General features: G+C 69.8%; 22 protein-coding genes and 1 pseudogene. 4 read left to right on the top strand and 19 right to left on the bottom strand.

Annotation, left to right across the window (positions count from 1 at the left end):
- Nucleotides 1-11 precede the first annotated feature (11 nt).
- From nuoK to BZY54_RS09785, 11 genes are read right to left on the bottom strand one after another with little or no spacing between them, the layout of a single operon-like run.
- Entirely contained in the window at nucleotides 12-311 is a 300-nt protein-coding gene (gene nuoK / locus BZY54_RS09835; protein WP_003974374.1) for an NADH-quinone oxidoreductase subunit NuoK, read from the bottom strand.
- Complete coding sequence (locus BZY54_RS09830; RefSeq protein ID WP_086724590.1) at nucleotides 308-1150, bottom strand: NADH-quinone oxidoreductase subunit J; 843 nt, start codon at nucleotides 1148-1150, stop codon at nucleotides 308-310. Before BZY54_RS09830 ends, nuoK begins: the two co-directional genes overlap by 4 nt.
- A complete protein-coding gene (gene nuoI, locus BZY54_RS09825; protein WP_086724588.1) occupies nucleotides 1147-1788 on the bottom strand; it encodes an NADH-quinone oxidoreductase subunit NuoI in 642 nt (213 codons plus the stop codon). The genes BZY54_RS09830 and nuoI overlap by 4 nt, the downstream gene beginning before the upstream one ends.
- The gene (gene nuoH / locus BZY54_RS09820) at nucleotides 1781-3145 is read right to left on the bottom strand and encodes an NADH-quinone oxidoreductase subunit NuoH (protein WP_086724586.1); all 1365 of its coding nucleotides are present in this window, start codon (nucleotides 3143-3145) and stop codon (nucleotides 1781-1783) included. Before nuoH ends, nuoI begins: the two co-directional genes overlap by 8 nt.
- Nucleotides 3142-5646: an NADH-quinone oxidoreductase subunit G gene (locus BZY54_RS09815; RefSeq protein ID WP_086724584.1), complete on the bottom strand. Its 2505-nt coding sequence runs from the start codon at nucleotides 5644-5646 to the stop codon at nucleotides 3142-3144. Before BZY54_RS09815 ends, nuoH begins: the two co-directional genes overlap by 4 nt.
- Complete coding sequence (nuoF, locus tag BZY54_RS09810) at nucleotides 5643-7019, bottom strand: NADH-quinone oxidoreductase subunit NuoF (RefSeq protein WP_086724583.1); 1377 nt, start codon at nucleotides 7017-7019, stop codon at nucleotides 5643-5645. The genes BZY54_RS09815 and nuoF overlap by 4 nt, the downstream gene beginning before the upstream one ends.
- On the bottom strand, nucleotides 7019-7891 hold the full coding sequence (nuoE, locus tag BZY54_RS09805) for an NADH-quinone oxidoreductase subunit NuoE (protein ID WP_086724581.1): 873 nt from the start codon (nucleotides 7889-7891) through the stop codon (nucleotides 7019-7021). Before nuoE ends, nuoF begins: the two co-directional genes overlap by 1 nt.
- Nucleotides 7888-9219, bottom strand: coding sequence for an NADH-quinone oxidoreductase subunit D (locus BZY54_RS09800; protein WP_086724580.1), 1332 nt, complete (start codon nucleotides 9217-9219; stop codon nucleotides 7888-7890). Before BZY54_RS09800 ends, nuoE begins: the two co-directional genes overlap by 4 nt.
- Nucleotides 9216-9986, bottom strand: coding sequence for an NADH-quinone oxidoreductase subunit C (locus tag BZY54_RS09795; protein WP_167413974.1), 771 nt, complete (start codon nucleotides 9984-9986; stop codon nucleotides 9216-9218). Before BZY54_RS09795 ends, BZY54_RS09800 begins: the two co-directional genes overlap by 4 nt.
- On the bottom strand, nucleotides 9983-10537 hold the full coding sequence (locus tag BZY54_RS09790; protein WP_009190037.1) for a NuoB/complex I 20 kDa subunit family protein: 555 nt from the start codon (nucleotides 10535-10537) through the stop codon (nucleotides 9983-9985). The genes BZY54_RS09795 and BZY54_RS09790 overlap by 4 nt, the downstream gene beginning before the upstream one ends.
- 15 nt (nucleotides 10538-10552) lie before the next feature.
- Nucleotides 10553-10912 carry an NADH-quinone oxidoreductase subunit A gene (locus tag BZY54_RS09785; RefSeq protein WP_007383963.1) on the bottom strand — a complete coding sequence of 120 codons (360 nt, stop codon included), beginning with the start codon at nucleotides 10910-10912 and terminating at the stop codon, nucleotides 10553-10555.
- Between the two features lie 874 nt (nucleotides 10913-11786).
- Between BZY54_RS09785 and BZY54_RS09780 the strand changes: the two genes are divergently transcribed.
- Complete coding sequence (locus BZY54_RS09780) at nucleotides 11787-12626, top strand: C40 family peptidase (RefSeq protein WP_086724578.1); 840 nt, start codon at nucleotides 11787-11789, stop codon at nucleotides 12624-12626.
- Between the two features lie 150 nt (nucleotides 12627-12776).
- Here BZY54_RS09780 and BZY54_RS09775 read toward each other — a convergent pair whose 3' ends face one another.
- Nucleotides 12777-14069, bottom strand: coding sequence for a geranylgeranyl reductase family protein (locus BZY54_RS09775; RefSeq protein WP_086724576.1), 1293 nt, complete (start codon nucleotides 14067-14069; stop codon nucleotides 12777-12779).
- Nucleotides 14070-14166: 97 nt separating this feature from the next.
- Between BZY54_RS09775 and BZY54_RS09770 the strand changes: the two genes are divergently transcribed.
- Together BZY54_RS09770 and BZY54_RS09765 are read left to right on the top strand one after the other, a co-directional pair.
- The gene (locus BZY54_RS09770; protein WP_086724574.1) at nucleotides 14167-14676 is read left to right on the top strand and encodes a GNAT family N-acetyltransferase; all 510 of its coding nucleotides are present in this window, start codon (nucleotides 14167-14169) and stop codon (nucleotides 14674-14676) included.
- A gap of 141 nt (nucleotides 14677-14817) precedes the next feature.
- Complete coding sequence (locus BZY54_RS09765; protein ID WP_086724571.1) at nucleotides 14818-15153, top strand: PASTA domain-containing protein; 336 nt, start codon at nucleotides 14818-14820, stop codon at nucleotides 15151-15153.
- Between the two features lie 19 nt (nucleotides 15154-15172).
- Here BZY54_RS09765 and BZY54_RS09760 read toward each other — a convergent pair whose 3' ends face one another.
- The 4 genes from BZY54_RS09760 to BZY54_RS09745 are packed head-to-tail and all read right to left on the bottom strand — an operon-like array spanning nucleotide 15173 to nucleotide 19655.
- A complete protein-coding gene (locus BZY54_RS09760; RefSeq protein ID WP_086724569.1) occupies nucleotides 15173-15865 on the bottom strand; it encodes a demethylmenaquinone methyltransferase in 693 nt (230 codons plus the stop codon).
- Nucleotides 15866-15895: 30 nt separating this feature from the next.
- Entirely contained in the window at nucleotides 15896-17059 is a 1164-nt protein-coding gene (locus BZY54_RS09755) for an acyltransferase family protein (protein ID WP_086724567.1), read from the bottom strand.
- Nucleotides 17059-19311, bottom strand: coding sequence for a bifunctional polysaccharide deacetylase/glycosyltransferase family 2 protein (locus BZY54_RS09750; protein ID WP_086724565.1), 2253 nt, complete (start codon nucleotides 19309-19311; stop codon nucleotides 17059-17061). The genes BZY54_RS09755 and BZY54_RS09750 overlap by 1 nt, the downstream gene beginning before the upstream one ends.
- A complete protein-coding gene (locus BZY54_RS09745; RefSeq protein ID WP_086724563.1) occupies nucleotides 19308-19655 on the bottom strand; it encodes a hypothetical protein in 348 nt (115 codons plus the stop codon). The genes BZY54_RS09750 and BZY54_RS09745 overlap by 4 nt, the downstream gene beginning before the upstream one ends.
- A 229-nt stretch (nucleotides 19656-19884) precedes the next feature.
- Between BZY54_RS09745 and BZY54_RS09740 the strand changes: the two genes are divergently transcribed.
- Nucleotides 19885-20943: a chitinase gene (locus BZY54_RS09740; RefSeq protein WP_086724561.1), complete on the top strand. Its 1059-nt coding sequence runs from the start codon at nucleotides 19885-19887 to the stop codon at nucleotides 20941-20943.
- 13 nt (nucleotides 20944-20956) lie between these two features.
- On the opposite strand, the gene BZY54_RS09735 is transcribed toward BZY54_RS09740, so the two are convergent.
- The 3 genes and pseudogenes from BZY54_RS09735 to BZY54_RS09725 form a co-directional block, all read right to left on the bottom strand.
- Nucleotides 20957-21403: an imidazolonepropionase-like domain-containing protein gene (locus BZY54_RS09735; RefSeq protein WP_086724559.1), complete on the bottom strand. Its 447-nt coding sequence runs from the start codon at nucleotides 21401-21403 to the stop codon at nucleotides 20957-20959.
- 7 nt (nucleotides 21404-21410) lie between these two features.
- A complete protein-coding gene (mqnC, locus tag BZY54_RS09730) occupies nucleotides 21411-22625 on the bottom strand; it encodes a cyclic dehypoxanthinyl futalosine synthase (protein ID WP_086724557.1) in 1215 nt (404 codons plus the stop codon).
- 263 nt (nucleotides 22626-22888) lie between these two features.
- Nucleotides 22889-23446, bottom strand: a pseudogene (locus BZY54_RS09725) (serine/threonine protein kinase); the annotation flags it as partial.

The following is a 23446-nucleotide window of genomic DNA, read 5'->3' as shown; positions in this document are numbered from 1 at the left end:
CTTCCGACCCCTTACAGCTTCATCAGGCTGGCGTCGTCGACCGAGGCCGAGTGGCGGGAACGGAACAGCGACACGATGATCGCGAGCCCGACCACGACCTCCGCTGCGGCGACGACCATCGTGAAGAAGGCGATGATCTGGCCGTCGAGGTTGCCGTGCATCCGGGAGAAGGCGACGAACGCGAGGTTGCAGGCGTTCAGCATCAGCTCGATGCACATGAAGACCACGATGGCGTTGCGCCGGATGAGGACGCCGGTGGCACCGATCGTGAACAACAGGGCGGCGAGGTAGAGGTAGTTGACGGGATTCACTTCGACGCCTCCTCGGGCCGCTTGAAGGCCGACGGCTCGATCTCGGTGCGCTCCAGGCGCTCCTCGGCTCGCTGCTCCAGCGCCCTGAGGTCGTTCAGCGCCTCGGCGGAGACGTCACGGACCTGACCGCGCTCGCGCAGGGTCTTGCTGACCGTGAGCTCGGACGGCGTGCCGTCGGGCAGCAGACCCGCGATGTCCACCGCGTTGTGCCGGGCGTAGACGCCGGGGGCCGGCAGCGGCGGTAGGTACTTCCCCTCGCGCACGCGCTGTTCGGACAGCTCACGCTGGGTCCTGGCGCGCTCGACGCGCTCCCGGTGGGTGAGGACCATGGCGCCGACGGTGGCCGTGATGAGCAGGGCGCCGGTGAGTTCGAAGGCGAACACGTACTTGGTGAAGATGAGGGACGCCAGGCCCTCCACGTTGCCGTTCGCGTTCGCCTTGCCGGTGCCGGCGAAGTCCTTCAGGGAGGCGTTGGCGATGCCGGCGAAGAGCAGGATGCCGAAGCCGAGCCCACACAACAGGGCCAGCCAGCGCTGGCCCTTGATGGTTTCCTTCAGGGAGTCCGCCGCGGTCACACCGACGAGCATCACCACGAACAGGAACAGCATCATGATCGCGCCGGTGTAGACGACGATCTGCACGATGCCGAGGAAGTAGGCGCCGTTGGCGAGGTAGAACACCGCCAGGATGATCATGGTGCCGGCGAGGCACAGTGCGCTGTGCACGGCCTTCTTCATGAAGACGGTGCACAGGGCGCCGATCACCGCGAAGGTGCCGAGGACCCAGAACTGGAAGGCCTCTCCGGTGGAGGTGGTGTAGGCGGCGAGCTGTGCGGTCATCGGCCGATCACCTTCTCCGAGGCCGGCTCGCCCTCACCGAAGGTGGACGCCGCCTCCTGCGGGACCTCGCCCTTGGTGACGGCGACCTGGCGCACCGTGCCAGGCGCGGCCTCCGTGACCAGGCCCCGGTAGTAGTCCTGTTCGTCGGTGCCCGGGTAGATGGCGTGCGGTGTGTCGACCATGCCCTCTTCGAGACCGGCGAGCAGCTGTTCCTTGGTGTAGATGAGGTTGGCGCGACTGGAGTCGGCCAGCTCGAACTCGTTGGTCATCGTCAGCGCGCGCGTGGGGCACGCCTCGATGCACAGGCCGCACAGGATGCAGCGGGCGTAGTTGATCTGGTAGACGCGGCCGTACCGCTCGCCCGGGGAGTAGCGCTCCTCGTCGGTGTTGTCGGCGCCCTCCACGTAGATGGCGTCGGCGGGGCAGGCCCAGGCGCACAGCTCGCAGCCGACGCACTTCTCCAGGCCGTCCGGATGGCGGTTGAGCTGGTGCCGTCCGTGGAAGCGCGGAGCCGTGGTCTTCTTCTGCTCCGGGTACTGCTCGGTCAGCCGCTTCTTGAACATGGCCTTGAAGGTCACGCCGAAGCCGGCCACGGGGTTCATGAAACCGGGTTTGGTCTCCTTGGGCTCCTCAGCCATCGGACGCCTCCTTTCCATCCAGAGATCCGTCACTGACAGTGTCCGGCCCGCCACTGACAATCAGCTCGCCCTCGCGGCGCGAGCGGCGCCGCGGCACCGCCGGCAGCTCCTGTCCGGGCAGCGGCGGTACGGGGAACCCACCGGCCATCGGGTCGAACCCGGCCGGCTGGGCCTCGGGCTGCTCGGCCGCCTTCGCCTTCTCGCGGAACATGTCGGCGACGAAGGACAGGACCAGCAGGGCCAGGACGGCACCGCCGACGTACAGGGCGATGTCGGCGAAGTCGTAGTTCTCGTTCCGCAGCGTCCGCACGGCCGCGACGAGCATCAGCCAGGTCACGGAGACCGGGATCAGAACCTTCCAGCCGAGCTTCATCAACTGGTCGTAGCGGACTCGCGGAAGGGTGCCGCGCAGCCAGATGAAGAAGAACAGCAGCAGCTGCACCTTGATCACGAACCAGAGCAGCGGCCACCAGCCGTGGTTGGCGCCCGACCAGAACGTGCTGATCGGCCAGGGAGCCCGCCAGCCGCCGAGGAAGAGCGTGGTCGACACGGCCGAGACCGTCACCATGTTCACGTACTCGGCGAGCATGAACATCGCGAACTTGATCGACGAGTACTCGGTGTTGAAGCCGCCGACGAGGTCGCCCTCGGACTCCGGCATGTCGAAGGGGGCGCGGTTGGTCTCGCCGACCATGGTGACGATGTAGAGGAGGAAGGAGACCGGCAGCAGCAGGATGTACCAGCGGTCGTGCTGCTGCTCGACGATCGTCGACGTCGACATCGACCCCGAGTACAGGAACACCGAGGCGAACGCGGCGCCCATGGCGATCTCGTAGGAGATCATCTGCGCGCACGAGCGCAGACCACCGAGCAGCGGATACGTCGATCCGGAGCTCCAGCCGGCGAGCACGATGCCGTAGATGCCGACCGAGGCGATCGCGAGGATGTAGAGCATCGCGATCGGCAGGTCGGTCAGCTGCATCGCGGTGCGGTGACCGAAGATCGAGATCTCGTTGCCGGCCGGTCCGAAGGGGATCACCGCGATCGCCATGAAGGCCGGGATGGCCGCGACGATCGGCGCGAGGACGTAGACGACCTTGTCCGCGCGCTTGACGACGACGTCTTCCTTGAGCATCAGCTTCACGCCGTCGGCGAGCGACTGGAGCAGGCCCCAGGGGCCGTGCCGGTTGGGGCCGATGCGCAGCTGCATCCAGGCGACGACCTTGCGCTCCCAGACGATGGAGAACAGCACGGTCACCATCAGGAACGCGAAGCAGAACACCGCCTTGATGACGACCAGCCACCAGGGGTCGGTGCCGAACATCGAGAGGTTCTCTGCGGCGAGGTACGGGCTCATGCCTCCACCTCCTTGGGGGCCTCGGTCGCGCGCGTCGCCGGGCCGATGCGGACTAGGGAGCCGGGCAGGGCCCCGGTGTCGGAGGCGACGCCCCCGCCGACGGAGTTCAGCGGGAGCCACACCACCCGGTCGGGCATCTCGGTGACCTCCAAGGGAACTTCGACCGTTCCCGAGGGACCGGTCACGGCGATCGGGTCGCCGTCCGCGACGCCCGCCTCTGCGGCCGTGGCGGCCGACACGCGCGCGTGTGCCGCGTGCCGTGTCCCGGCGAGCGCCTCGTCGCCCTCCTGGAGGACGCCGTGGTCCAGCAGCAGCCGGTGCCCGGCGAGCACGGCCTCCCCGGCGGCCGGCCGGGGCAGCACGCCCGCGCTCTCCAGCGGGTCGGTGGCGCGCGGCCCGGTCCAGGCGCCGAGCCGGTCCAGCTCGGCGTGCGCGGTACGCAGGTCCGGCAGCCCCAGGTGGACGTCCATGGCGTCGGCCAGCATCTGCAGCACCCGCAGATCGCTGGGCGCCACGCGGCGGATCATCTGGTCCGGCTTGAGCGCGGCCTCGAAGAAGCGCACCCTGCCCTCCCAGTTGAGGAAGCTGCCGGCCTTCTCGGCGACGGCCGCCACGGGCAGGACCACGTCCGCGTGCTCGGTGACCTCGCTGGGCCGCAGCTCAAGCGACACCAGGAAGCCGACCTCGGTCAGTGCCGCACGCGCGCGTGCCGGATCGGGCAGGTCGGCGACCTCCACACCGGCGACGACCAGCGCCTGCAGCGCTCCGTCCGCCGCGGCCTCGACGATCCGGCCGGTGTCGCGCCCGTAGCGCAGCGGGAGTTCGGAGACGCCCCAGACGGCGGCGACCTCCTCCCGCGCACGCGGGTCGGTCGCCGGGCGGCCGCCCGGCAGCAGCGACGGCAGCGCGCCCGCCTCGATGGCACCGCGCTCGCCCGCCCGGCGCGGGATCCACACCAGTTGGGCGCCGGTCGCGGACGCGGCGCGCACGGCGGCGGTCAGACCGCCCGCCACGCGAGCCAGCCGCTCCCCGACGACGATCACGGCGCCTGCTCCGCGCAGCGCCTGCGCGGCGAGGGTGCCGTTGTCCTCCAGGCCGACCCCGCTCGCCAGCGCGTCGAGCCACTCGGTCTCGGTGCCGGGCGCGGCCGGCAGCAGCGTGCCGCCCGCCTTCTGAAGGCCCCGGGTGGCGTGGGTCGCCAGCGCGAACACCTTCTGCCCGTGCCGGCGCCAGGCCTTGCGCAGCCTCAGGAAGACTCCGGGAGCCTCCTCCTCGGACTCGAAGCCGACGAGCAGGACGGCGGGGGCCTTCTCCAGGGAGGTGTACGTGACGCCCGTACCGTCGACATCCCGGCCGTGTCCGGCGACCCGGGCGGCCAGGAAGTCCGCCTCCTCGCTGCTGTGCACGCGCGCGCGGAAGTCGATGTCGTTGGTGTCGAGGGCCACACGCGCGAACTTGCTGTAGGCGTAGGCGTCCTCGACGGTGAGCCGGCCGCCGGTGAGGACACCGGTCCGGCCGCGCGAGGCGAGCAGGCCCTGGGCGGCGATCTCCAGCGCCTCCGGCCAGGACGCCGGGACGAGCTCGCCCTCGGGGTTGCGCACCAGCGGCGTCGTCAGCCGGTCCTTCTGCTGCGCGTACCGGAAGGCGAACCTGCCCTTGTCGCAGATCCACTCCTCGTTGACCTCGGGGTCGTTGGCGGCGAGCCGCCGCATGACCTTGCCGCGCCGGTGGTCGGTGCGGGTGGCGCAGCCGCCCGAGCAGTGCTCGCAGACCGACGGCGACGAGACGAGGTCGAAGGGGCGGGAGCGGAACCGGTACGCCGCCGAGGTGAGCGCGCCGACCGGGCAGATCTGGATGGTGTTGCCGGAGAAGTACGACTCGAAGGGGTCGCCCTCGCCGGTGCCGACCTGCTGCAGCGCGCCCCGCTCGATCAGCTCGATCATCGGGTCGCCGGCGATCTGGTTGGAGAACCGGGTGCAGCGCGCGCACAGCACGCACCGCTCGCGGTCCAGCAGCACCTGGGTGGAGATCGGGACGGGCTTCTCGTACGTCCGCTTCTTGCCCTCGAAGCGGGACTCGGCGTTGCCGTGCGACATGGCCTGGTTCTGCAGCGGGCACTCGCCGCCCTTGTCGCAGACCGGGCAGTCCAGCGGGTGGTTGATGAGCAGCAGCTCCATCACGCCGTGCTGGGCCTTCTCGGCGACCGGCGAGGTCAGATGGGTCTTCACGACCATGCCGTCGGTGCAGGTGATGGTGCATGACGCCATGGGCTTGCGCTGGCCCTCGACCTCGACGATGCACTGGCGGCAGGCGCCCGCCGGGTCGAGCAGGGGGTGGTCGCAGAACCGGGGGATCTCGATGCCGAGCTGCTCGGCGGCCCGGATGACCAGGGTGCCCTTGGGCACGCTGATCTCGATGCCGTCGATCGTCAGCGTCACGAGATCTTCCGGCGGGAGTGCCGCCTCGCCGCCCGAGGAGGGGGCGTTGGTGGTCACGGTCATGCGAGCACCTCCGTGTGCTGGTCCGCCCAGGCCGTCGACTTGGCCGGGTCGAAGGGGCAGCCGCGGCCCGTGATGTGCTCCTCGTACTCCTCGCGGAAGTACTTCAGGGAGGAGAAGATCGGCGAGGCCGCACCGTCGCCGAGGGCGCAGAAGGACTTGCCGTTGATGTTGTCGGCGATGTCGTTCAGCTTGTCGAGGTCGGCCATGACGCCCTTGCCGGCCTCGATGTCCCGCAGCAACTGCGCGAGCCAGTACGTCCCCTCGCGGCAGGGCGTGCACTTGCCGCAGGACTCGTGGGCGTAGAACTCCGTCCAGCGGGTCACGGCCCGCACCACGCACGTCGTCTCGTCGAAGCACTGCAGGGCCTTGGTGCCGAGCATGGAGCCCGCGGCCCCCACTCCCTCGTAGTCGAGGGGGACGTCGAGGTGCTCGTCGGTGAACATCGGCGTCGAGGAGCCGCCCGGGGTCCAGAACTTCAGCCGGTGCCCGGGGCGCATGCCGCCGCTCATGTCGAGGAGTTGGCGCAGCGTGATGCCGAGCGGGGCCTCGTACTGGCCGGGGCTCGCGACGTGGCCGCTGAGCGAGTACAGCGTGAAGCCCGGGGACTTCTCGCTGCCCATCGACCTGAACCACTCCTTGCCGTTTTTCAGGATGGCGGGAACCGACGCGATCGACTCGACGTTGTTCACCACAGTCGGGCACGCGTAGAGGCCCGCTACGGCAGGGAAGGGGGGACGGAGCCGCGGTTGCCCACGGCGGCCTTCGAGCGAGTCCAGCAGCGCTGTTTCCTCACCGCAGATGTACGCGCCCGCGCCCGCGTGCACGGTGATGTCGAGGTCGATCCCGCTGCCCAGGATGTTGCTGCCGAGGTAGCCCGCCGCGTAGGCCTCGCGCACGGCCGAGTGCAACCGCCGCAGCACGGGGACGACTTCACCACGCAGATAGATGAAGGCATGCGACGACCTGATGGCATAGCACGCGATCACCATGCCCTCGATGAGGCTGTGCGGGTTCGCGAAGAGGAGCGGGATGTCCTTGCAGGTGCCCGGCTCCGATTCGTCGGCGTTGACAACTAGATAGTGTGGCTTTCCATCGCCCTGGGGAATGAACTGCCACTTCATACCCGTCGGGAATCCCGCGCCGCCGCGCCCGCGCAGACCGGAGTCCTTGACGAACGCGATCACGTCGTCCGGCGACATGGCGAGTGCCTTGCGAAGTCCCTCGTAGCCCTCGTGCCTTTGGTAGACGTCCAGCGTCCACGACCTGTCCTCGTCCCAGAAGGCCGACAGCACGGGTGCGAGCAGCTTCTCGGGGCTGGACTCTCCCCCAGCCTCCGGCTGGGAGGTGCCCCCATATGGAGTGGACAAGGTCATCACTCCCCCTCCTCAGCGACAGGTCCCGCCGGGTGCGACGGGTCGGAGGCCGATGTGTCGTGCGGCGCGTCGTGGGAGCTGAGGTGCTCCGTCGGTGACGGCTCGTGCACGGCCGTCTCACGCGACCCGTCGTGCGGGCCGCCCTCGCGGGGATGGACCACGCGCGCGGGTGCGGCCTCTCCCCTGGCCAGGCGGAGGCCCACCAGCGAGGCGGGTCCCGCGCTGCCGCCGGACTCGGTCGCCCCCTCCCGCTCGTCGGGGAAGCCGGCCAGGATCCGGGCGGTCTCCTTGAAGGTGCACAGCGGCGCGCCACGGGTCGGCGTCACCGGCCGTCCCGCGCGGAGGTCGTCGACCAGGCGCCTGACGCTCGCCGGCGTCTGGTTGTCGAAGAACTCCCAGTTCACCATCACGACCGGCGCGTAGTCGCAGGCCGCGTTGCACTCGATGTGCTCCAGGGTGACCTTGCCGTCGTCGGTGGTCTCGCCGTTGCCGACGCCCAGGTGCTCCTGCAGCGCCTCGAAGATCGCGTCGCCGCCCATCACTGCGCACAGGGTGTTGGTGCAGACGCCCACCTGGTAGTCGCCGGACGGCTTGCGCCGGTACATGGTGTAGAAGGTGGCGACCGCGGTGACCTCGGCCGTGGTCAGGCCGAGTACGTCCGCGCAGAACTGCATGCCGGTGCGCGTGACGTGTCCCTCCTCCGACTGCACCAGGTGCAGCAGCGGCAGGAGGGCGGACCGGGAGTCGGGGTAGCGGGCGATGATCTCGCGCGCGTCGGTCTCCAGGCGGGCGCGGACGTCGTCCGGGTAGTCGGGCGCGGGCAGTTCGGGCATGCCCAGGCTGACGCCCCGCTCGGAAGATGAGGTGGTCACCGGTCGACGCCTCCCATCACGGGGTCGATGGACGCGACGGCGACGATGACGTCGGCGACCTGGCCGCCCTCGCACATCGCCGCCATGGCCTGCAGGTTGGTGAAGGACGGGTCGCGGAAGTGGACCCGGTAGGGGCGGGTGCCGCCGTCGGACACGGCGTGCACCCCGAGCTCGCCCTTGGGCGACTCGACCGCCGCGTAGGCCTGTCCCGGCGGGACGCGGAAGCCCTCGGTGACCAGCTTGAAGTGGTGGATCAGGGCCTCCATGGAGGTGCCCATGATCTTCTTGATGTGGTCGAGGGAGTTGCCGAGTCCGTCAGGTCCCAGGGCGAGCTGGGCGGGCCAGGCGATCTTCTTGTCGGCGACCATGACCGGGCCGGGCTCCAGCCGGTCCAGGCACTGCTCGACGATCCTGAGCGACTGGCGCATCTCCTCCAGGCGGATCAGGAAGCGGCCGTAGGCGTCACAGGTGTCGGCGGTCGGGATGTCGAAGTCGTACGTCTCGTAGCCGCAGTAGGGCTGGGCCTTGCGCAGGTCGTGCGGCAGGCCGGTGGCGCGCAGGATCGGGCCGGTGGCGCCGAGGGCCATGCAGCCGGCCAGGTCGAGGTAGCCGACGTCCTGCATGCGGGCCTTGAAGATGGGGTTCCCGGTGGCGAGCTTGTCGTACTCCGGGAGGTTCTTCTTCATCTTCTTCACGAACTCGCGGATCTGGTCCACCGCGCCGGGCGGCAGGTCCTGGGCGAGTCCGCCGGGCCGGATGTACGCGTGGTTCATCCTCAGGCCCGTGACCAGCTCGTAGATGTCGAGGATCATCTCCCGGTCACGGAAGCCGTAGATCATGATCGTGGTGGCGCCGAGCTCCATGCCGCCGGTGGCGATGCACACCAGGTGGGAGGAGAGGCGGTTCAGCTCCATCAGGAGCACCCGGATGATCGTGGCCCGGTCGGGGACCTGGTCCTCGATGCCGAGGAGTTTCTCGACGGCGAGGCAGTAGGCGGTCTCGTTGTAGAAGGACGTCAGGTAGTCCATGCGCGTGACGAAGGTGGTGCCCTGCGTCCACGTGCGGAACTCGAGGTTCTTCTCGATTCCGGTGTGCAGATAGCCGATGCCGCAGCGGGCCTCGGTGACGGTCTCGCCGTCGATCTCCAGGATCAGGCGCAGCACTCCGTGGGTGGACGGGTGCTGGGGGCCCATGTTGACGACGATGCGCTCGTCGTCGGCCCGGGCCGCGGTCTGGACGACCTCGTCCCAGTCGCCGCCGGTGACCGTGTAAACGGTGCCCTCGGTGGTCTCGCGGGTCGATGCGGAAGACGGGGTGTGCGTGCTCATGAGTACGACCTCCGCTGGTCCGGAGCCGGGATCTGGGCGCCCTTGTACTCGACGGGGATGCCGCCGAGGGGGTAGTCCTTGCGCTGCGGGTGGCCCTGCCAGTCGTCCGGCATCATGATCCGCGTCAGCGCCGGGTGACCGTCGAAGACGATCCCGAAGAAGTCGTAGGTCTCGCGCTCGTGCCAGTCGTTCGTCGGATAGACCGAGAACAGCGACGGGATGTGCGGGTCGCTGTCGGGGGCGCTGACCTCGAGGCGGATGAGCCGATTGTGGGTGATCGAGCGCAGGTGGTAGACGGCGTGCAGCTCGCGGCCCTTGTCGTGCGGGTAGTGCACGCCGTTGACGCCCGTGCACAGCTCGAAGCGCAGGGCGGGGTCGTCGCGCAGGGTGCGGGCCACGCGCAACAGGTGCTCGCGCTCGATGTGGAAGGTGAGCTCGCCGCGGTCCACGACCGTCTTCTCGATGGCGTTCTCGGGCAGGAGCCCCTGTTCCTCCAGCGCGCCCTCGAGCTCGTCGGCGACCTCGTCGAACCAGCCGCCGTAAGGCCGGGTGGCCGGCCCCGGGAGCCGGACCGAGCGGACCAGGCCACCGTAGCCGGAGGTGTCGCCGCCGTTGTTGGCGCCGAACATGCCCCGCTGGACACGGATCTCCTCGCCTCCCCGGCCGCGCCGGCCGGGGAGGTTGTCGGCGGCGAGGTCCTTCTCCGGGTTGACCCCGTTCGCGGAGCCGTTCACGCCGTTCGCGCCCTTGCCGTTCACGTCGCTCACCGCAGCAGCCCCTTCATCTCGATCGTGGGCAGGGCCTTGAGCGCCGCCTCCTCCGCCTCGCGGGCCGCCTCCTCGGCGTTCACGCCGAGCTTGGTGGACTGGATCTTCTGGTGGAGCTTGAGGATCGCGTCCATCAGCATCTCGGGACGGGGCGGGCAGCCGGGGAGGTAGATGTCGACGGGGACGATGTGGTCGACGCCCTGGACGATCGCGTAGTTGTTGAACATGCCGCCCGAGGAGGCGCAGACGCCCATGGAGATCACCCACTTGGGGTTGGGCATCTGGTCGTAGACCTGCCTCAGGACCGGCGCCATCTTCTGGCTGACCCGGCCGGCCACGATCATCAGGTCCGCCTGACGGGGCGAACCGCGGAACACCTCCATACCGAAGCGCGCGAGGTCATAGCGGCCGGCACCGGTGGTCATCATCTCGATCGCGCAGCAGGCGAGGCCGAAGGTGGCCGGGAAGACGGACGCCTTGCGCACCCAGCCCGCGGCCTGCTCGACGGTGGTCAGCAGGAATCCGCTCGGCAGCTTTTCTTCGAGTCCCATGTCTTATAAGGCCCCTCAGTCCCATTCCAGGCCGCCGCGCCGCCATACGTACGCGTACGCGACGAAGACGGTGAGCACGAAGAGCAGCATCTCCACGAGCCCGAAAACACCCAGGGCGTCGAAGGTGACGGCCCACGGGTAGAGGAAGACGATCTCGATGTCGAAGACGATGAAGAGCATCGCCGTCAGGTAGTACTTGATGGGGAAGCGCCCGCCGCCGGCCGGCGTGGGGGTCGGCTCGATACCGCACTCGTATGCCTCGAGCTTGGCGCGGTTGTACCGCTTCGGTCCGATCAGGGTGGCCATGACCACGGAGAAGATCGCAAAGCCTGCCCCGAGGGCTCCCAGTACGAGGATGGGCGCATAGGCGTTCACCGCTCCTCGCTCCTCTCAGTCGGCACTGACTGCTGGCGGTTGCGCTGGGCTCACAGCCGCCTCACCTGTCCCGCACCCCCGCTCGTCCCGGCGAAGATCGGGAACATGTGAAGCAGGTCACAAGCCCAACTGCCTCGCATCTTATGCCCCACGCTCTGTGATCTGCGACACGGGGTATTACACGAGCTTTGTGATCTCCACCACCTGACGAACGATCATGAAGGTGGAGGAGCGGTGATCTTCGTACGCGAAGCACCTGACTGATCACTAGTGGTTACATTTTACCTCGTATTTGCAGGTCGGAGGGGGTCCGCCATATCAGATGCGCGGCGTCCGGCGCAAAGTGGCAGATGGCGTCAACCCCTTGATATAGGGCTGCTTTTCACACATCAGGGGGACGGTGGAACGGGAAGTGGACACGTTCACCGCTTCACAAGCGGCGCGCCCGCCCGCGAGCGGATACCGCCGGGGCGAAGGAGGCAGCGGAGACGCCCGTAGAACCCTGCGCCCTGTGAGACTGGTGTGATGAAAGGGACGTTGGTCACCGAACGGACACATCGCCCTTCAGGGCCCGCGAGTGGGCCTGATGTGCAGACGCAAGGCGGCATGGTGACCGTTCCGTGACCTCCGCCACATCCATGAGAGGGCGATGAGAACCGGGCTTGGCCAACCGTCCCGACCAGTGGTAGGCGGAGGGCAATTCGGGCGTAACAGCGAAAGACCATGATCAAAGCCATGATCACCTGCGTCCGCAATGTCCGTTACGGCGTCAATAAAGAACGACACGCCCGGGGTTCGGGTTCCCTGTTGAGTAAATGTGGCGCACCACACGTTTCTTGAAGATATGAAGGAGCCCCTGATACCGGTTGTTCCCATGTCCCACACCGCTCACATACGCAGCCACCGGAAACCCCGCCGTAGCGCGTCGAAGATCGCGATGCGGGCCGGAGTTGCCGGTGGCGTCCTCGGCACTCTGGCAGTGGCGGGTGCGTCGGCCTCGTCGGCGAACGCCGCCGAGCCCGTGACCCAGACCCTCGAACTGCCCACGCTGACGGCCGATCTGGCCGCTCAGGTCGCCCAGTCCGCGGACGCCACGCAGCAGGCAGCCGCGAACTACCAGCTCCAGGCCGAGCGTGACGCGGCCGCCGCAAAGGCCGCGAAGCAGGCCAAGACGGACCTGGCCCAGGCGAAGAAGAAGGCAGAGGCCGAGGCCGAGGCCAAGAAGAAGGCCGCCGAGGCCGCCGCTCGCAAGGCCGCCGCCGAGCGCGCCTCGCGCAGCGCCGCGCGGATCACGCTCGCCGCCTCGGCGAGCACCGGCACCGCTTCCGCCTCCACTTCCACGAGCACGTCCACGGCCACCGGTTCGGCCGCCGCGATCATCTCCTTCGTCAAGGCGCAGGTCGGCAAGGCCTACGTCTCCGGCGCCACCGGACCCTCCGCCTACGACTGCTCCGGCCTGGTGCAGACCGCCTTCAAGCAGGTGGGCGTCAGCCTGCCGCGCGTCTCGCAGGACCAGTCGACCGCCGGCACCCAGGTCTCGCTGTCGAACCTGCAGCCGGGCGACATCCTCTACTGGGGTGGCGCGGGCAGCGCGTATCACGTGGCGGTGTACGTCGGTGACGGTATGTTCGTCGGCGCGCAGAACCCCTCCAGCGGCGTCGTCGAGAAGCCGCTGTCGTACGACCCGCCGTCCGGCGCGGTCCGGGTGCTCTGAGCACCGCACAGAGCCGTACGGGGTGAAGGGCCGCAGCCGCTCGGGGGCAGCGGCCCTTCCGGCGTTACCGGTTCGCCCGATTCGCCCCGGATGGACACAACTGAGGCCGGCTCAGCAATGAGCCGGCCTCGTTGTCGTCGCCCGCGCGGGTCACGCCTTGGGCGCCACCTTGCTCAGGCCGTTGATGACGCGGTCCATCGCGTCGCCGCCCGTCGGGTCGGTGAGGTTGGCCAGCAGCTTGAGGGTGAACTTCATCAGCACCGGGTGGGTCAGGCCGCGCTGGGCGGCGATCTTCATGACCTTCGGGTTGCCGATGAGCTTCACGAAGGCCCGGCCCAGCGTGTAGTAGCCGCCGTAGGTGTCCTTCAGGACACGCGGGTAGCGCTGGAGGGCGAGTTCGCGCTGGGCGGGCGTGGCGCGCCCGTGGGCCTGGACGATGACGTCGGCGGCGAGCTGGCCGGACTCCATGGCGTAGGCGATGCCCTCGCCGTTGAAGGGGTTCACCAGACCGCCGGCGTCGCCGACGAGCAGCAGCCCGCGCGTGTAGTGCGGTTGGCGGTTGAAGGCCATGGGCAGGGCGGCGCCCCGGATCGGGCCGGTCATGTTGTCGGGGGTGTATCCCCAGTCCTCGGGCATGGAGGCGCACCAGGCCTTGAGGATCTCGCGCCAGTCCAGCTCCTTGAAGGAGGCCGAGGTGTTGAGCACGCCGAGACCCACGTTGGACGTGCCGTCGCCCATGCCGAAGATCCAGCCGTAGCCGGGCAGGAGGCGGTCCTGGGGGCCGCGGCGGTCCCACAGCTCCAGCCAGGACTCCAGGTAGTCGTCGTCCTGGCGCGGGGAGGTGAAGTAGGTGCGCACCGCGACGCCCATCGGGCGGTCCTCGCGGCGGTGCAGACCCATCGCCAGGGACAGCCGGGTGGAGTTGCCGTCGGCGGCGACGACGAGCGGGGCGTGGAAGGTGACCTCGCGCTTCTCCTCACCGAGCTTGGCGGTGACGCCGGTGATGCGGCCGGTGCGGTCGTCGACGATCGGCCCGGAGACGTTGCACCGCTCGTACAGCCGCGCGCCGGCCTTCTGGGCCTGGCGGGCGAGCTGCTCGTCGAAGTCGTCGCGCCTGCGGACGAGTCCGTAGTCGGGGAAGGAGGCGAGTTCGGGCCAGTCCAGCTCGAGCCGGACGCCGCCGCCGATGATCCTCAGGCCCTTGTTGCGCAGCCAGCCGGCCTCTTCCGAGACGTCGATGCCCATGGCGACGAGCTGCTTGACGGCGCGCGGGGTGAGACCGTCGCCGCAGACCTTCTCGCGGGGGAACTCGGTCTTCTCCAGCAGGAGCACGTCGAGCCCGGCCCGGGCGAGGTGGTACGCAGTGGTGGAACCGGCCGGCCCCGCGCCCACGACGATCACATCGGCGGTGTTCTCGGAGAGGGGCTCAGTCACGACGGTCACGGCGGGATCTCCCCAAGTTTGAAATCTGCGTGCCGACCGGCACTGGACATGGGCAGTCTATTCAGCAGAATTGATCACCCGGCCGAAGGGATGCCCCGTGAACCGAGCTCTCCCCGTCGTACGGCTGCGCGTCCCCACCGACGAGGACGCCGTCGCCTGGCATCGGGTCTTCGACGACCCGGACGTCATGGAGTTCCACGGCGGCAAGTCCGCCGAGCTGTCGGTCTACGAGGAGCTCACCGCCCGCCAGCGCCGGCACGACGCCGAGCGGGGCTTCTGCCTGTGGACGATGCTCGACGAGTCCGATCGGGTCATCGGTTTCACCGGTGCCCAGCCCTGGCCGGGCGACTGGGGTCCGGTGGGCGAGATCGAGATCGGCTGGCGGCTCGGACGGGAGTACTGGGGCCGGGGATACGTCACCGCGGCCGCCCGCATGACCCTGGAGCGGCTGCGCGCGGTGGGTCTGCCGACCGTGGTGGCCATGGTCGACGCCCGCAACGCGCGGTCGATCGCGGTCACCCGGCGCCTCGGCATGAGCCTCGCGGAGACCTTCATGACCCCGGTGTCCCGGCGCCAGGGCCACTGCTACCGGCTCGACCTCCACTAGAGGGCCTGTCCGGCGGGTCGTGGAACAGGCACGCAGACCCTGGCCGTGACCGAGCGTATTCGATTGTCACGGAAAGACACCTGGCGCTTCCGGGGGCACCCCTGGCCGGTTACCCTTCCAGTACCGCTGGGGGTGACGTCTGTGTACATAACACCCAAGACACCGGAAGTCCGCGTACCGCGCCTGGTCGGACTGATGGCCGTGGACGCACGCGAGACCGCCCGGGCACAGGGCCTGTTCCTCAACGCTCCCGACCGCGCCGACTTCCACCTGACCGTCGTCGACCACGTCGTACGCCAGTACCCGCAGCCCGGTGCCGAGGTGCCCCGCGACTCCATGGTGTACGTGTGGTTCGACTTCGGCATGGGCGAGGGTGGCGGAGGCGTCCGCGAGCCACGCGTGCCGAGGCCGCCCACGGGCGGGCTGCAGCGGGAACTGGACGAGCCGGGCGACCCGTACGCCGTCAGCCCCACATGACCGTGACCGGCCCGGCGCCTCAGGCCTTGAAACCCCGGTGCAGGGCCACGATGCCGCCGCTGAGGTTGCGCCAGGCCACCTTCGACCAACCGGCCTTGCGCAGCCGTTCGGCCAGCGCGGGCTGGTCGGGCCAGGCACGGATGGACTCCGCGAGGTAGACGTACGCGTCGGGGTTGGAGGACACCGCTCGTGCCACCGGCGGCAGGGCGCGCATCAGGTACTCCGTGTAGACGGTGCGGAACGGCGCCCAGGTGGGGTGGGAGAACTCGCAGATCACCACCCGGCCGCCGGGCCGGGTCACCCGGTGCATCTCGCTCAGGGCCGTGTCGAAGCCGTGGACGTTGCGCAGCCCGAAGGACATGGTGACCGCGTCGAAGGTGTCGTCCTTGAACGGCAGCCGCGTCGCGTCGCCGGCCGTGAACGGCAGCCAGGTGTGCCGCTGCTTGCCGACCTGGAGCATCCCGAGGGAGAAGTCGCAGGGGACGACGTAGGCGCCGGCGCGGGTGAAGGGCAGCGAGGAGGTGGCCGTACCGGCGGCGAGGTCGAGGATCTTCTGTGCCGGCCGGGCGTCGACCGCTCTGGCGACCTCCTTGCGCCACCGCCGGTCCTGCCCCAGGGACAGCACGTCGTTGGTCAGGTCGTACCGTTCCGCCACGCCGTCGAACATCGAGGCGACTTCGTGCGGCTGCTTCTCCAGGGATGCGCGGGTCACCCGCCCATTGTGGCAGGCGGGGGTTCGCAGTCACGGAAGCAGCCTCGGCTTCTTCCGTCCGGCCACGTCCTCGACCCACCCGCACAGCAGCACGAAAGCGGCGATGAGCACCCAGCCGACACCGAACATGAACCACTGGCTGCCCAGTGGCAGGTACGTCTCGAAGGCCGGCACGTCCCACATCCGGTCGATCAGCGGCACCGCCAGGATCAGCGCGATCTCGTGCCAGAGGTAGATCGTCACGGCACGCGCGTTGAAGACGGTGATCACCCGGTCCAGCCGGCGGAAGCGGGCCGACCACGCGAAGTCGATCCGGAAGTACTCCTTCGCCCACATCAGCAGCGCGACGAACCCCGCCGACCAGACCGCCTGCGCGAGGGGGATCTCGTCGAGGTCGTACGTCCCGGCGTCGGCCTGGTGGGCGAAGGCGTACCAGCCGCCGTACGCCATGGCGGCCGACGACAGCACGACCAGCGCGGCCGGCCTGATCCGCTTCAGCACGCCGTCGCGATGGGCGAAGCCCAGCAGCCAGCAGGTCAGGTACGTCGACAGGTCCTCCAGGGCGGCGCCGAAGCGGTTGTCGGGGGCCTCCCGGCAGAAGGTGAGGAAGAGGATCGGCGCGAAGGACAGCAGCAGGACGGTCCGCGGGGCGCGGCGGAAGAGCCACAGCAGCGCCGGGGAGAGCAGGACGAACCACAGGTACGTCCGCAGGTACCAGAGGATCTCCCAGGCCTGCTCGGCCCACGCGTCGCCCGGGGGGTCGCCGAGCGGCAGCACCCAGAACCCGATCTGCGGCCCTGGCATCCAGCCGCGCACCAGCATCGCCGTCACCACGAACAGGCCCCAGAACCAGAAGGGCGGCAGCAGCCGGCGCAGGCGGCTCCTCACCACCTTCCCGGCGGGCCGTTCCAGCGACTTCGCCATCAGCGTGCCGGCCAGGCCGAACATGATCCCCATGGAGGGGAAGACCATCCCGGCCCAGGCCCAGCCGAAGGTGTGGTACGCCACGACCCGGACGAGGGCGAGCGCGCGCAGGGTGTCGAAGTAGCGGTCCCTGCCGGCCGGGCGCGGCCCCTCCACGCGGGGCAGCTCGGCCGTGTCCGCCGCCGGACCCGGCCGTACCGCCCCACTGCGCGCTCCCCCGCCGAGCGCCCCCTGGCCGGGCCTGAGCGCTCCCTTGCTGTGCGCCCCCATCACCGCACCCCGGCGGAGGCGCCGACCTCACCGGTGCGCTTCAGCTTCTGCCAGCGCAGCCGGCCACCGGTGAGGGCGGTGATGCAGGAGTGGATGAGGACGAGATACATCATCTGCCGGTACGCCAGCTGCTGCAGCGGCATCATCAGCAGGTACCGGTACTTCTCCCGGTCCAGCCGGAACGCGTACGCCGCACACAGCAGTTGCACGCCCAGCACCGCCAGCCAGGCCAGGAGCGCCGCCCGGAGGTCGACGAAGATCATCGAGTAGAGGGTGAACACGTCGATGAGCGGGGCGAACACGGGAGTGACGATCTGGAAGAGCACCACCAAGGGCATGCCGACCCGCCCGAACCGGCCCGAGGGCCCCCGGTCCGTCAGCGACCCGCGGTGCTTCCACAGCGCCTGCATCGTTCCGTACGACCAGCGGTAGCGCTGCGACCACAGCTGCCTCAGGGAGCCGGGGGCCTCGGTCCAGGCGCGCGCGTGCTCCTGGTAGACCACGCGCCAGCCGGCCCGGTGCAGGGCGATGGTGATGTCGGTGTCCTCGGCGAGGGTGTCCTCGCTCATGCCGCCCGCCTGCAGCACCGCCTCCCGCCGGAACGCGCCGATGGCGCCCGGGATCGTCGGCATGCAGCGCAGCAGGTCGTACATCCGCCGGTCGAGGTTGAAGCCCATCACGTACTCGATGTGCTGCCAGGCGCCGATGAGCGTGGTGCGGTTGCCGACCTTGGCGTTGCCGGCGACCGCGCCGACCTCGGGGTCGGCGAAGGGCTGTACGAGGTGCCGCACCGTGTCGGGCTCGAAGACGGTGTCGCCGTCCATCATCACCACGAGGTCGTACCGGGCGTGGCGGGCACCGTTGTTGAGGGCGGCCGGCTTGCCCGCGTTCGGCTGACGGACGACACGGACTTCCGGCAGGCCCAGGGACTCGGCGATGTCGGCCGTGCCGTCGGTCGAGCCGTCGTCGACGACGACGATCTCGATCGGGTGGGTGCTGCGCGCCAGCGAGACGAGGGTGTTCGCGATGCACTCCTTCTCGTTGTACGCCGGCACGATCACGCTCACCGGCCGGGTCACCGGTGGTCCCCACCCGAAGCGGCGTCTGTTGCGCTGCTTGTGGTGGCGCCTGGCGAGGACGAGCATCATCGCGAAGCGGCCCATGACCGCGACGCCGACGACGACCAGCCCCACCGAGAGGGTGGGCACCGTCCACTCGGCGACGGCCACGGCCAGGATCAGCGCCTTGCCCTCGTAGAGAGTGGTGCCGGTGGCCTTGTGGTGGGCGGCCTGGAGGCTCGAGGCGGCGACCGGGGTGTCCTGGCCCCGGGGCACCACGCCGGCGGGGGCACCGCTGGGCCGGGTGGATGCGCGCTGCTGCTCCATGACCCCGCTGATGGTGGTGAAGGTGTAGCCCTTCGCACGCATCTTCTTGATGTACTGCGGCAGCGCCGCGATGGTCTGCGCCCGGTTGCCGCCCGCGTCGTGGAACAGCACGGCGGCGCCCTTGGTGGACTTCGGGGTCGCCCACTGGACGATCTTCGACGCTCCCGGCCGCTTCCAGTCGTCGCTGTCGGTGTCGACGAAGACGCTGGTGTAGCCGTCCTTGCCCAGCTTCTGGTAGACGGGCCAGCTGTAGTTGTCGATGGCGTCCGTCTCGGAGGAGTACGGCGCGCGGAACAGCGTGGTGGTGATGCCGGCCGCGCCGGCGAGGGCGAGCTGGGTCTGCTCCATCTCGCGCTTGATCCGCCCGTCGCTCTGGTACGACAGGTCGACGTGCGTGAAGGTGTGGATGCCGACCTCGTTGCCCTGCTCGACCATCGTCCGCACGATGCCCGGATGGCGCGAGACCATCGAGCCGACCAGGAAGAACGTGCCGGGCACGTTGTTCTCCTTCAGGATCTTCAGCACCCGCGGGGTCCAGGTGGGGTCCGGGCCGTCGTCGAAGGTCAGTGCGATCGTCTTGTCGGGCACGGAGATCGTGGTCGCCCGGCCGCCTTGGAAGGTGAGGATCGGGCCGCCGTCGAGGATCCGCTGGGGCACCTTGCCGGAACTGGCGCCGGTGCGCACCCGCTCGTCGCCGCCGACCTCGGCGCGCAGATAGCCGTCGAGCAGCAGCGCGCAGGTCAGGGCCAGCAGAAGCAGCAGGGCGAGGATGACACGGGGCCTTTGCAGGGCCGCGGCCCTGCCCGCCGCCCGTTCGATCCGGGTGGGGGCGCGGCGGCGGCCCCGGGAGGGCGTCGTCGTGGTCATGACCGCTGCTCGGCTCCGTTCTGGGGCCCGATGCCGCCGGGCCCCTCCTCGCTCTGACCGACCTGACCGACCTGGCCGTCAGGGCCCCTGTGGCCGGCGCCGAAGGGCAGCAGCGAGGACGGGTTCAGCGAGGTGCCCCAGCCCATGAAGGCCGCGCCGAGCACGACGGCGTACGCCAGACACGCGACGCCGACGAGAAGGCCGATGCGGCGCAGCACCTTCGACCGGCGTCCGGAGGCGTCGACGAACACGGGTCCCTCGGTCGCGCCGTCGCCGGGGCGACGACGGCGCCCGCGCGCCGGGGCGCGGGTCTCGATGGCGGGTTTCGCAGGCTCGTGTTGCATTCCCCGCACATTAGGCAGTCTTTTTGTGTCCTTACCTCCCTGTTTCTTGTCAGCCGCCAATGAAAAGAACAGAAACCTGTCTCTTTGCCATGAGATTCGGTCAGCCCCGTTTCCTGTGGCCGGGACACCCAGCCTCGTGTGAGACATTTCCAGCCCGAAATCCTGTTTGTTTCGGTCTGGGACAGGCGTCACACCGAGACGGACATCACGAGAGCTGGGTGCGTGCGCCATGAGGAGTCTGCTGACGAAGGCAGCCGGTCTGACCTGCCTGTTCGCCCTGACGGTCACGGGCTGCTCAACGGGTTCCGGCGGCTCGTCGGACGCCGCTCCAGGGGCCACCGGGAAGGCGGCGTCCCCACAGTCCCCTCGGGCCAGCGAGAAGACCGAGAAAGCCGAGAAGGCGGCATCGAGCGTCTCGTACGCCCCCTACGTCAGCGCCACCACGGCGTCCGGCAATGATTCCGCGGGCTCCCCGGCGACGTACAACCTGGCTTTCGTCATCTCCGACGGCCGCGGCTGCACACCGAAGTGGGACGGCGCCTATGCCATCGACGACACGGCGGTGAAAAGCCGGATCGTCGCGCTGAAGAAGTCCGGCACCCCGGTGCGGGTGTCCTTCGGCGGGGCGTCCGGCAAGGAACTCGCCGCGACCTGCGGCAGCGTCTCCGCCCTGGCGAAGGCGTACGGGCGGGCACTGGACGCGGCGGGCGCCGGCCAGGCGGACTTCGACATCGAGGGCGACGCGCCGGCCGACTCCGCCTCCGTCGCCCTGCGCTCGCAGGCCATCAAGGAACTGCAGCGGCAGCGCCCGGGCCTGAAGGTCACCTTCACGCTGCCCGTGATGCCCTCCGGGCTGGACGCCGACAGCCTGGCCCTGCTGGAGTCCGCGAACGAGTACGACGTCCAGGTCTCCACCGTCAACGTGATGACCATGAACTACGGCGAGTCCTACACCGGGGACATGGGCGAGTACGCGATCACCGCCGCGAAGGCCACCCACACCCAGCTGAAGAAGGTCTTCGGCCTGTCGGACGCGGCCGCCTGGCAGGGCATGGCGCTCACGTCGATGATCGGCGTCAACGACGTGGCCGGCGAGACCTTCACGCTCTCCGACGCCGCCCGGGTGCGCGCCTTCGCCGAGGAGAAGAAGATCGCCTGGGTGTCGATGTGGTCCACCTTCCGCGACCAGCCGTGCGAGAAGGGCGAGTCGTCGCAGGACGAGGCGGCCACCAACTGCAGCGGAGTGTCCCAGAGCGCCGGAGCGTTCGCGGAGGCCTTCGCGCGGTGAGCCCGCGACGGCTTCAGCGGCGGCGGTGGACCAGGCGCCCCGCGCACACGGTCGCGACGCAGGCACCGGTCGCGTCGAAGACGGCGAGGTCCGCGCGCCCGCCCGGCACCACGGCCGCCGGCCGGGCGGCCGGGAGCACGGCGACGTCGTTCCGCTGGGCGGCCGCCCGGAGTTCGGGCGTGTCCGCGTACCCGGCCAGGACGGCCGCCGCGCCGAGCTTCAGCACGGCGTGGACGCGTTCGCGCGGGCTCGGCGCGTCGGGAAGCGGCCCCTCGTGCACCCGCGCGGGCCCGAGCGCGCCGGGCCACCGCCGCACCCGCGCCCCCGGGAACCGCTCGCGCAGCTCGGCCAGCGTCCCCACGGCCGCGACCCGGGTGCCCTCCACGGCGACGGCACCCTCGGTCAGCGGCTCGGCGTCCCATGCGCACCGGACCTGGTCCCCGGCGTGAATCGTCAGCACGGGCAACTCAGTTCGAGGCGAGAAGCTTCAGTTCCGGGTGGGCCGTGCCGCCCGCGATGGCGGTGGACGAGATGTGGGACATCACGCGGTCGTCGACCGGGTCGTTCGCCGGGTCGTCGTGGACGACGAGGTGCTCGTAGGTCGTCGAGCGCTGGGCCGGGACGCGTCCCGCCCGGCGGATCAGCTCGATGATCTCCATCCGGTTGGAGCGGTGCTTGGCACCGGCGGAGGAGACGACGTTCTCCTCCAGCATGATCGAACCGAGGTCGTCGGCGCCGTAGTGCAGGGTCAGCTGACCGACGTCCTTGCCGGTGGTCAGCCAGGAGCCCTGGATGTGCATGACGTTGTCGAGGAAGATGCGGGCGATCGCGATCATCCGCAGGTACTCGAAGATGGTGGCCTGGGTGCGGCCCTTCAGGTGGTTGTTCTCCGGCTGGTAGGTGTACGGGATGAAGGCGCGGAAGCCGCCCGTACGGTCCTGGACGTCCCGGATCATGCGCAGGTGCTCGATGCGCTCGGCGTTGGTCTCGCCGGTGCCCATCAGCATGGTGGAGGTGGACTCCACGCCCAGCCGGTGAGCGGTCTCCATGATCTCCAGCCAGCGCTCGCCGGACTCCTTCAGGGGAGCGATGGCCTTGCGCGGCCGCTCGGGCAGCAACTCGGCGCCGGCACCGGCGAACGAGTCGAGCCCGGCCTCGTGGATGCGGGTGATGGCCTCCTCCACGGAGACACCGCTGATCCGGGCCATGTGCTCGACCTCGGAGGCGCCCAGCGAGTGGATGACCAGCTGGGGGAAGGCCTCTTTGATGGCGCGGAAGTGCTTCTCGTAGTACTCCACGCCGTAGTCCGGGTGGTGGCCGCCCTGGAACATGATCTGCGTGCCGCCGAGCTCGACGGTCTCGGCACACCTGCGCAGGATGTCGTCCAGGTCGCGGGTCCAGCCCTTCCCGGTGTCCTTCGGAGCGGCGTAGAAGGCGCAGAACTTGCACGCCGTGACGCACACGTTCGTGTAGTTGATGTTGCGCTCGATGATGTACGTCGCGATGTGCTCGGTACCGGCGTACTTGCGGCGGCGCACGGCGTCGGCGGCGGCGCCCAGCGCGTGCAGCGGCGCGCGGCGGTACAGCTCGAGCGCCTCCTCGGGGGTGATCCGCCCGCCCGCGGCGGCACGGTCGAGGACGGCTGTGACATCAAAAGATGCGAGGTCGGCCTTCTCGGTCACCGGCGTCCCTTTCGCAGGATTCGTCAGGGGTCTGGACAGACCCGGCCAGCCTACGCCAGCGTGTTCGCCCGCCCGACGCCAGGCCGTCCGGCACCGGGCGCGGCAGCCCGGCGGCGTGGTGCACGAGCCCCTCGACTCGCGCGGCGCCGTGGCCCTTCCGCGGTGGTCGCCCGCGTCCGTGTCCGCCCGGTCGACGCCGATGAAGTCGGGGACCCGGTCCGCGGCCCGGTCGGCGCGTCGAGCCGGCCCCCGGTGCGGCCCTGTCAGTTCACGCGTTCCACACGGGCCTTGGGGTTGCCGGCCTTCGGGTCCTCGGACGTGAACCGCAGTGCGTCGCCGTCGGGGCGCAGGTGGACCACGTGGGCGTCCGGGACGCAGTGCGAGGGGTTGTCCTTCCTGCCCCGCCCGACGGCCACGAGTTCCTTGTCCGTGGCCGACTTGAGGGTGAGGACGTCGACGCAGGTTCCTCCGAGGGCGTCGGTCTGGGTGACCGAGCCGACGACGCCGCCGGGCGCTGCCTGGCGGACGACGATGTCGTAGGTGCCGCCGGGGATGTCCTGCCCGAGCGTGACCGTGCCGGTGCCGCGCCAGGTGCCGAGGTAGACCTTGGGGACGGCGCCGGCCGTCGACGACGCGGAGGGCCGGGTCCCGCTGCCCGCTGGAGGCGTGCTGCCCGCGTCGGAGGACCCGGTGCCGTGGAACTGGTTGAACAGCACCCCGCCCACCGTCGTCACCACCGCCAGCGCGCCGGCGACCGCGAGCACCACACTGCAGCTCATCCGGCGCCCCCGGCCACCGGTGCCGGGGGCGCCGGATGAGCT

This window comes from Streptomyces carpinensis, assembly GCF_002154505.1.
In the GTDB taxonomy this organism is placed as follows: domain Bacteria; phylum Actinomycetota; class Actinomycetes; order Streptomycetales; family Streptomycetaceae; genus Streptomyces; species Streptomyces carpinensis.
Note: the sequence above shows the minus strand (reverse complement) of the source record. Positions and strands in the feature narration are given on the sequence as shown.

Coding starts and splice junctions, on each gene's coding strand:
- BZY54_RS09830 (WP_086724590.1), bottom strand. CDS start 1,150: ATGACCGCACAGCTCGCCGCCTACACCACCTCCACCGGAGAGGCCTTC.
- nuoI (WP_086724588.1), bottom strand. CDS start 1,788: ATGGCTGAGGAGCCCAAGGAGACCAAACCCGGTTTCATGAACCCCGTG.
- nuoH (WP_086724586.1), bottom strand. CDS start 3,145: ATGAGCCCGTACCTCGCCGCAGAGAACCTCTCGATGTTCGGCACCGAC.
- BZY54_RS09815 (WP_086724584.1), bottom strand. CDS start 5,646: ATGACCGTGACCACCAACGCCCCCTCCTCGGGCGGCGAGGCGGCACTC.
- nuoF (WP_086724583.1), bottom strand. CDS start 7,019: ATGACCTTGTCCACTCCATATGGGGGCACCTCCCAGCCGGAGGCTGGG.
- BZY54_RS09800 (WP_086724580.1), bottom strand. CDS start 9,219: ATGAGCACGCACACCCCGTCTTCCGCATCGACCCGCGAGACCACCGAG.
- BZY54_RS09790 (WP_009190037.1), bottom strand. CDS start 10,537: ATGGGACTCGAAGAAAAGCTGCCGAGCGGATTCCTGCTGACCACCGTC.
- BZY54_RS09780 (WP_086724578.1), top strand. CDS start 11,787: ATGTCCCACACCGCTCACATACGCAGCCACCGGAAACCCCGCCGTAGC.
- BZY54_RS09755 (WP_086724567.1), bottom strand. CDS start 17,059: ATGGGGGCGCACAGCAAGGGAGCGCTCAGGCCCGGCCAGGGGGCGCTC.
- BZY54_RS09750 (WP_086724565.1), bottom strand. CDS start 19,311: ATGACCACGACGACGCCCTCCCGGGGCCGCCGCCGCGCCCCCACCCGG.
- BZY54_RS09745 (WP_086724563.1), bottom strand. CDS start 19,655: ATGCAACACGAGCCTGCGAAACCCGCCATCGAGACCCGCGCCCCGGCG.
- BZY54_RS09740 (WP_086724561.1), top strand. CDS start 19,885: ATGAGGAGTCTGCTGACGAAGGCAGCCGGTCTGACCTGCCTGTTCGCC.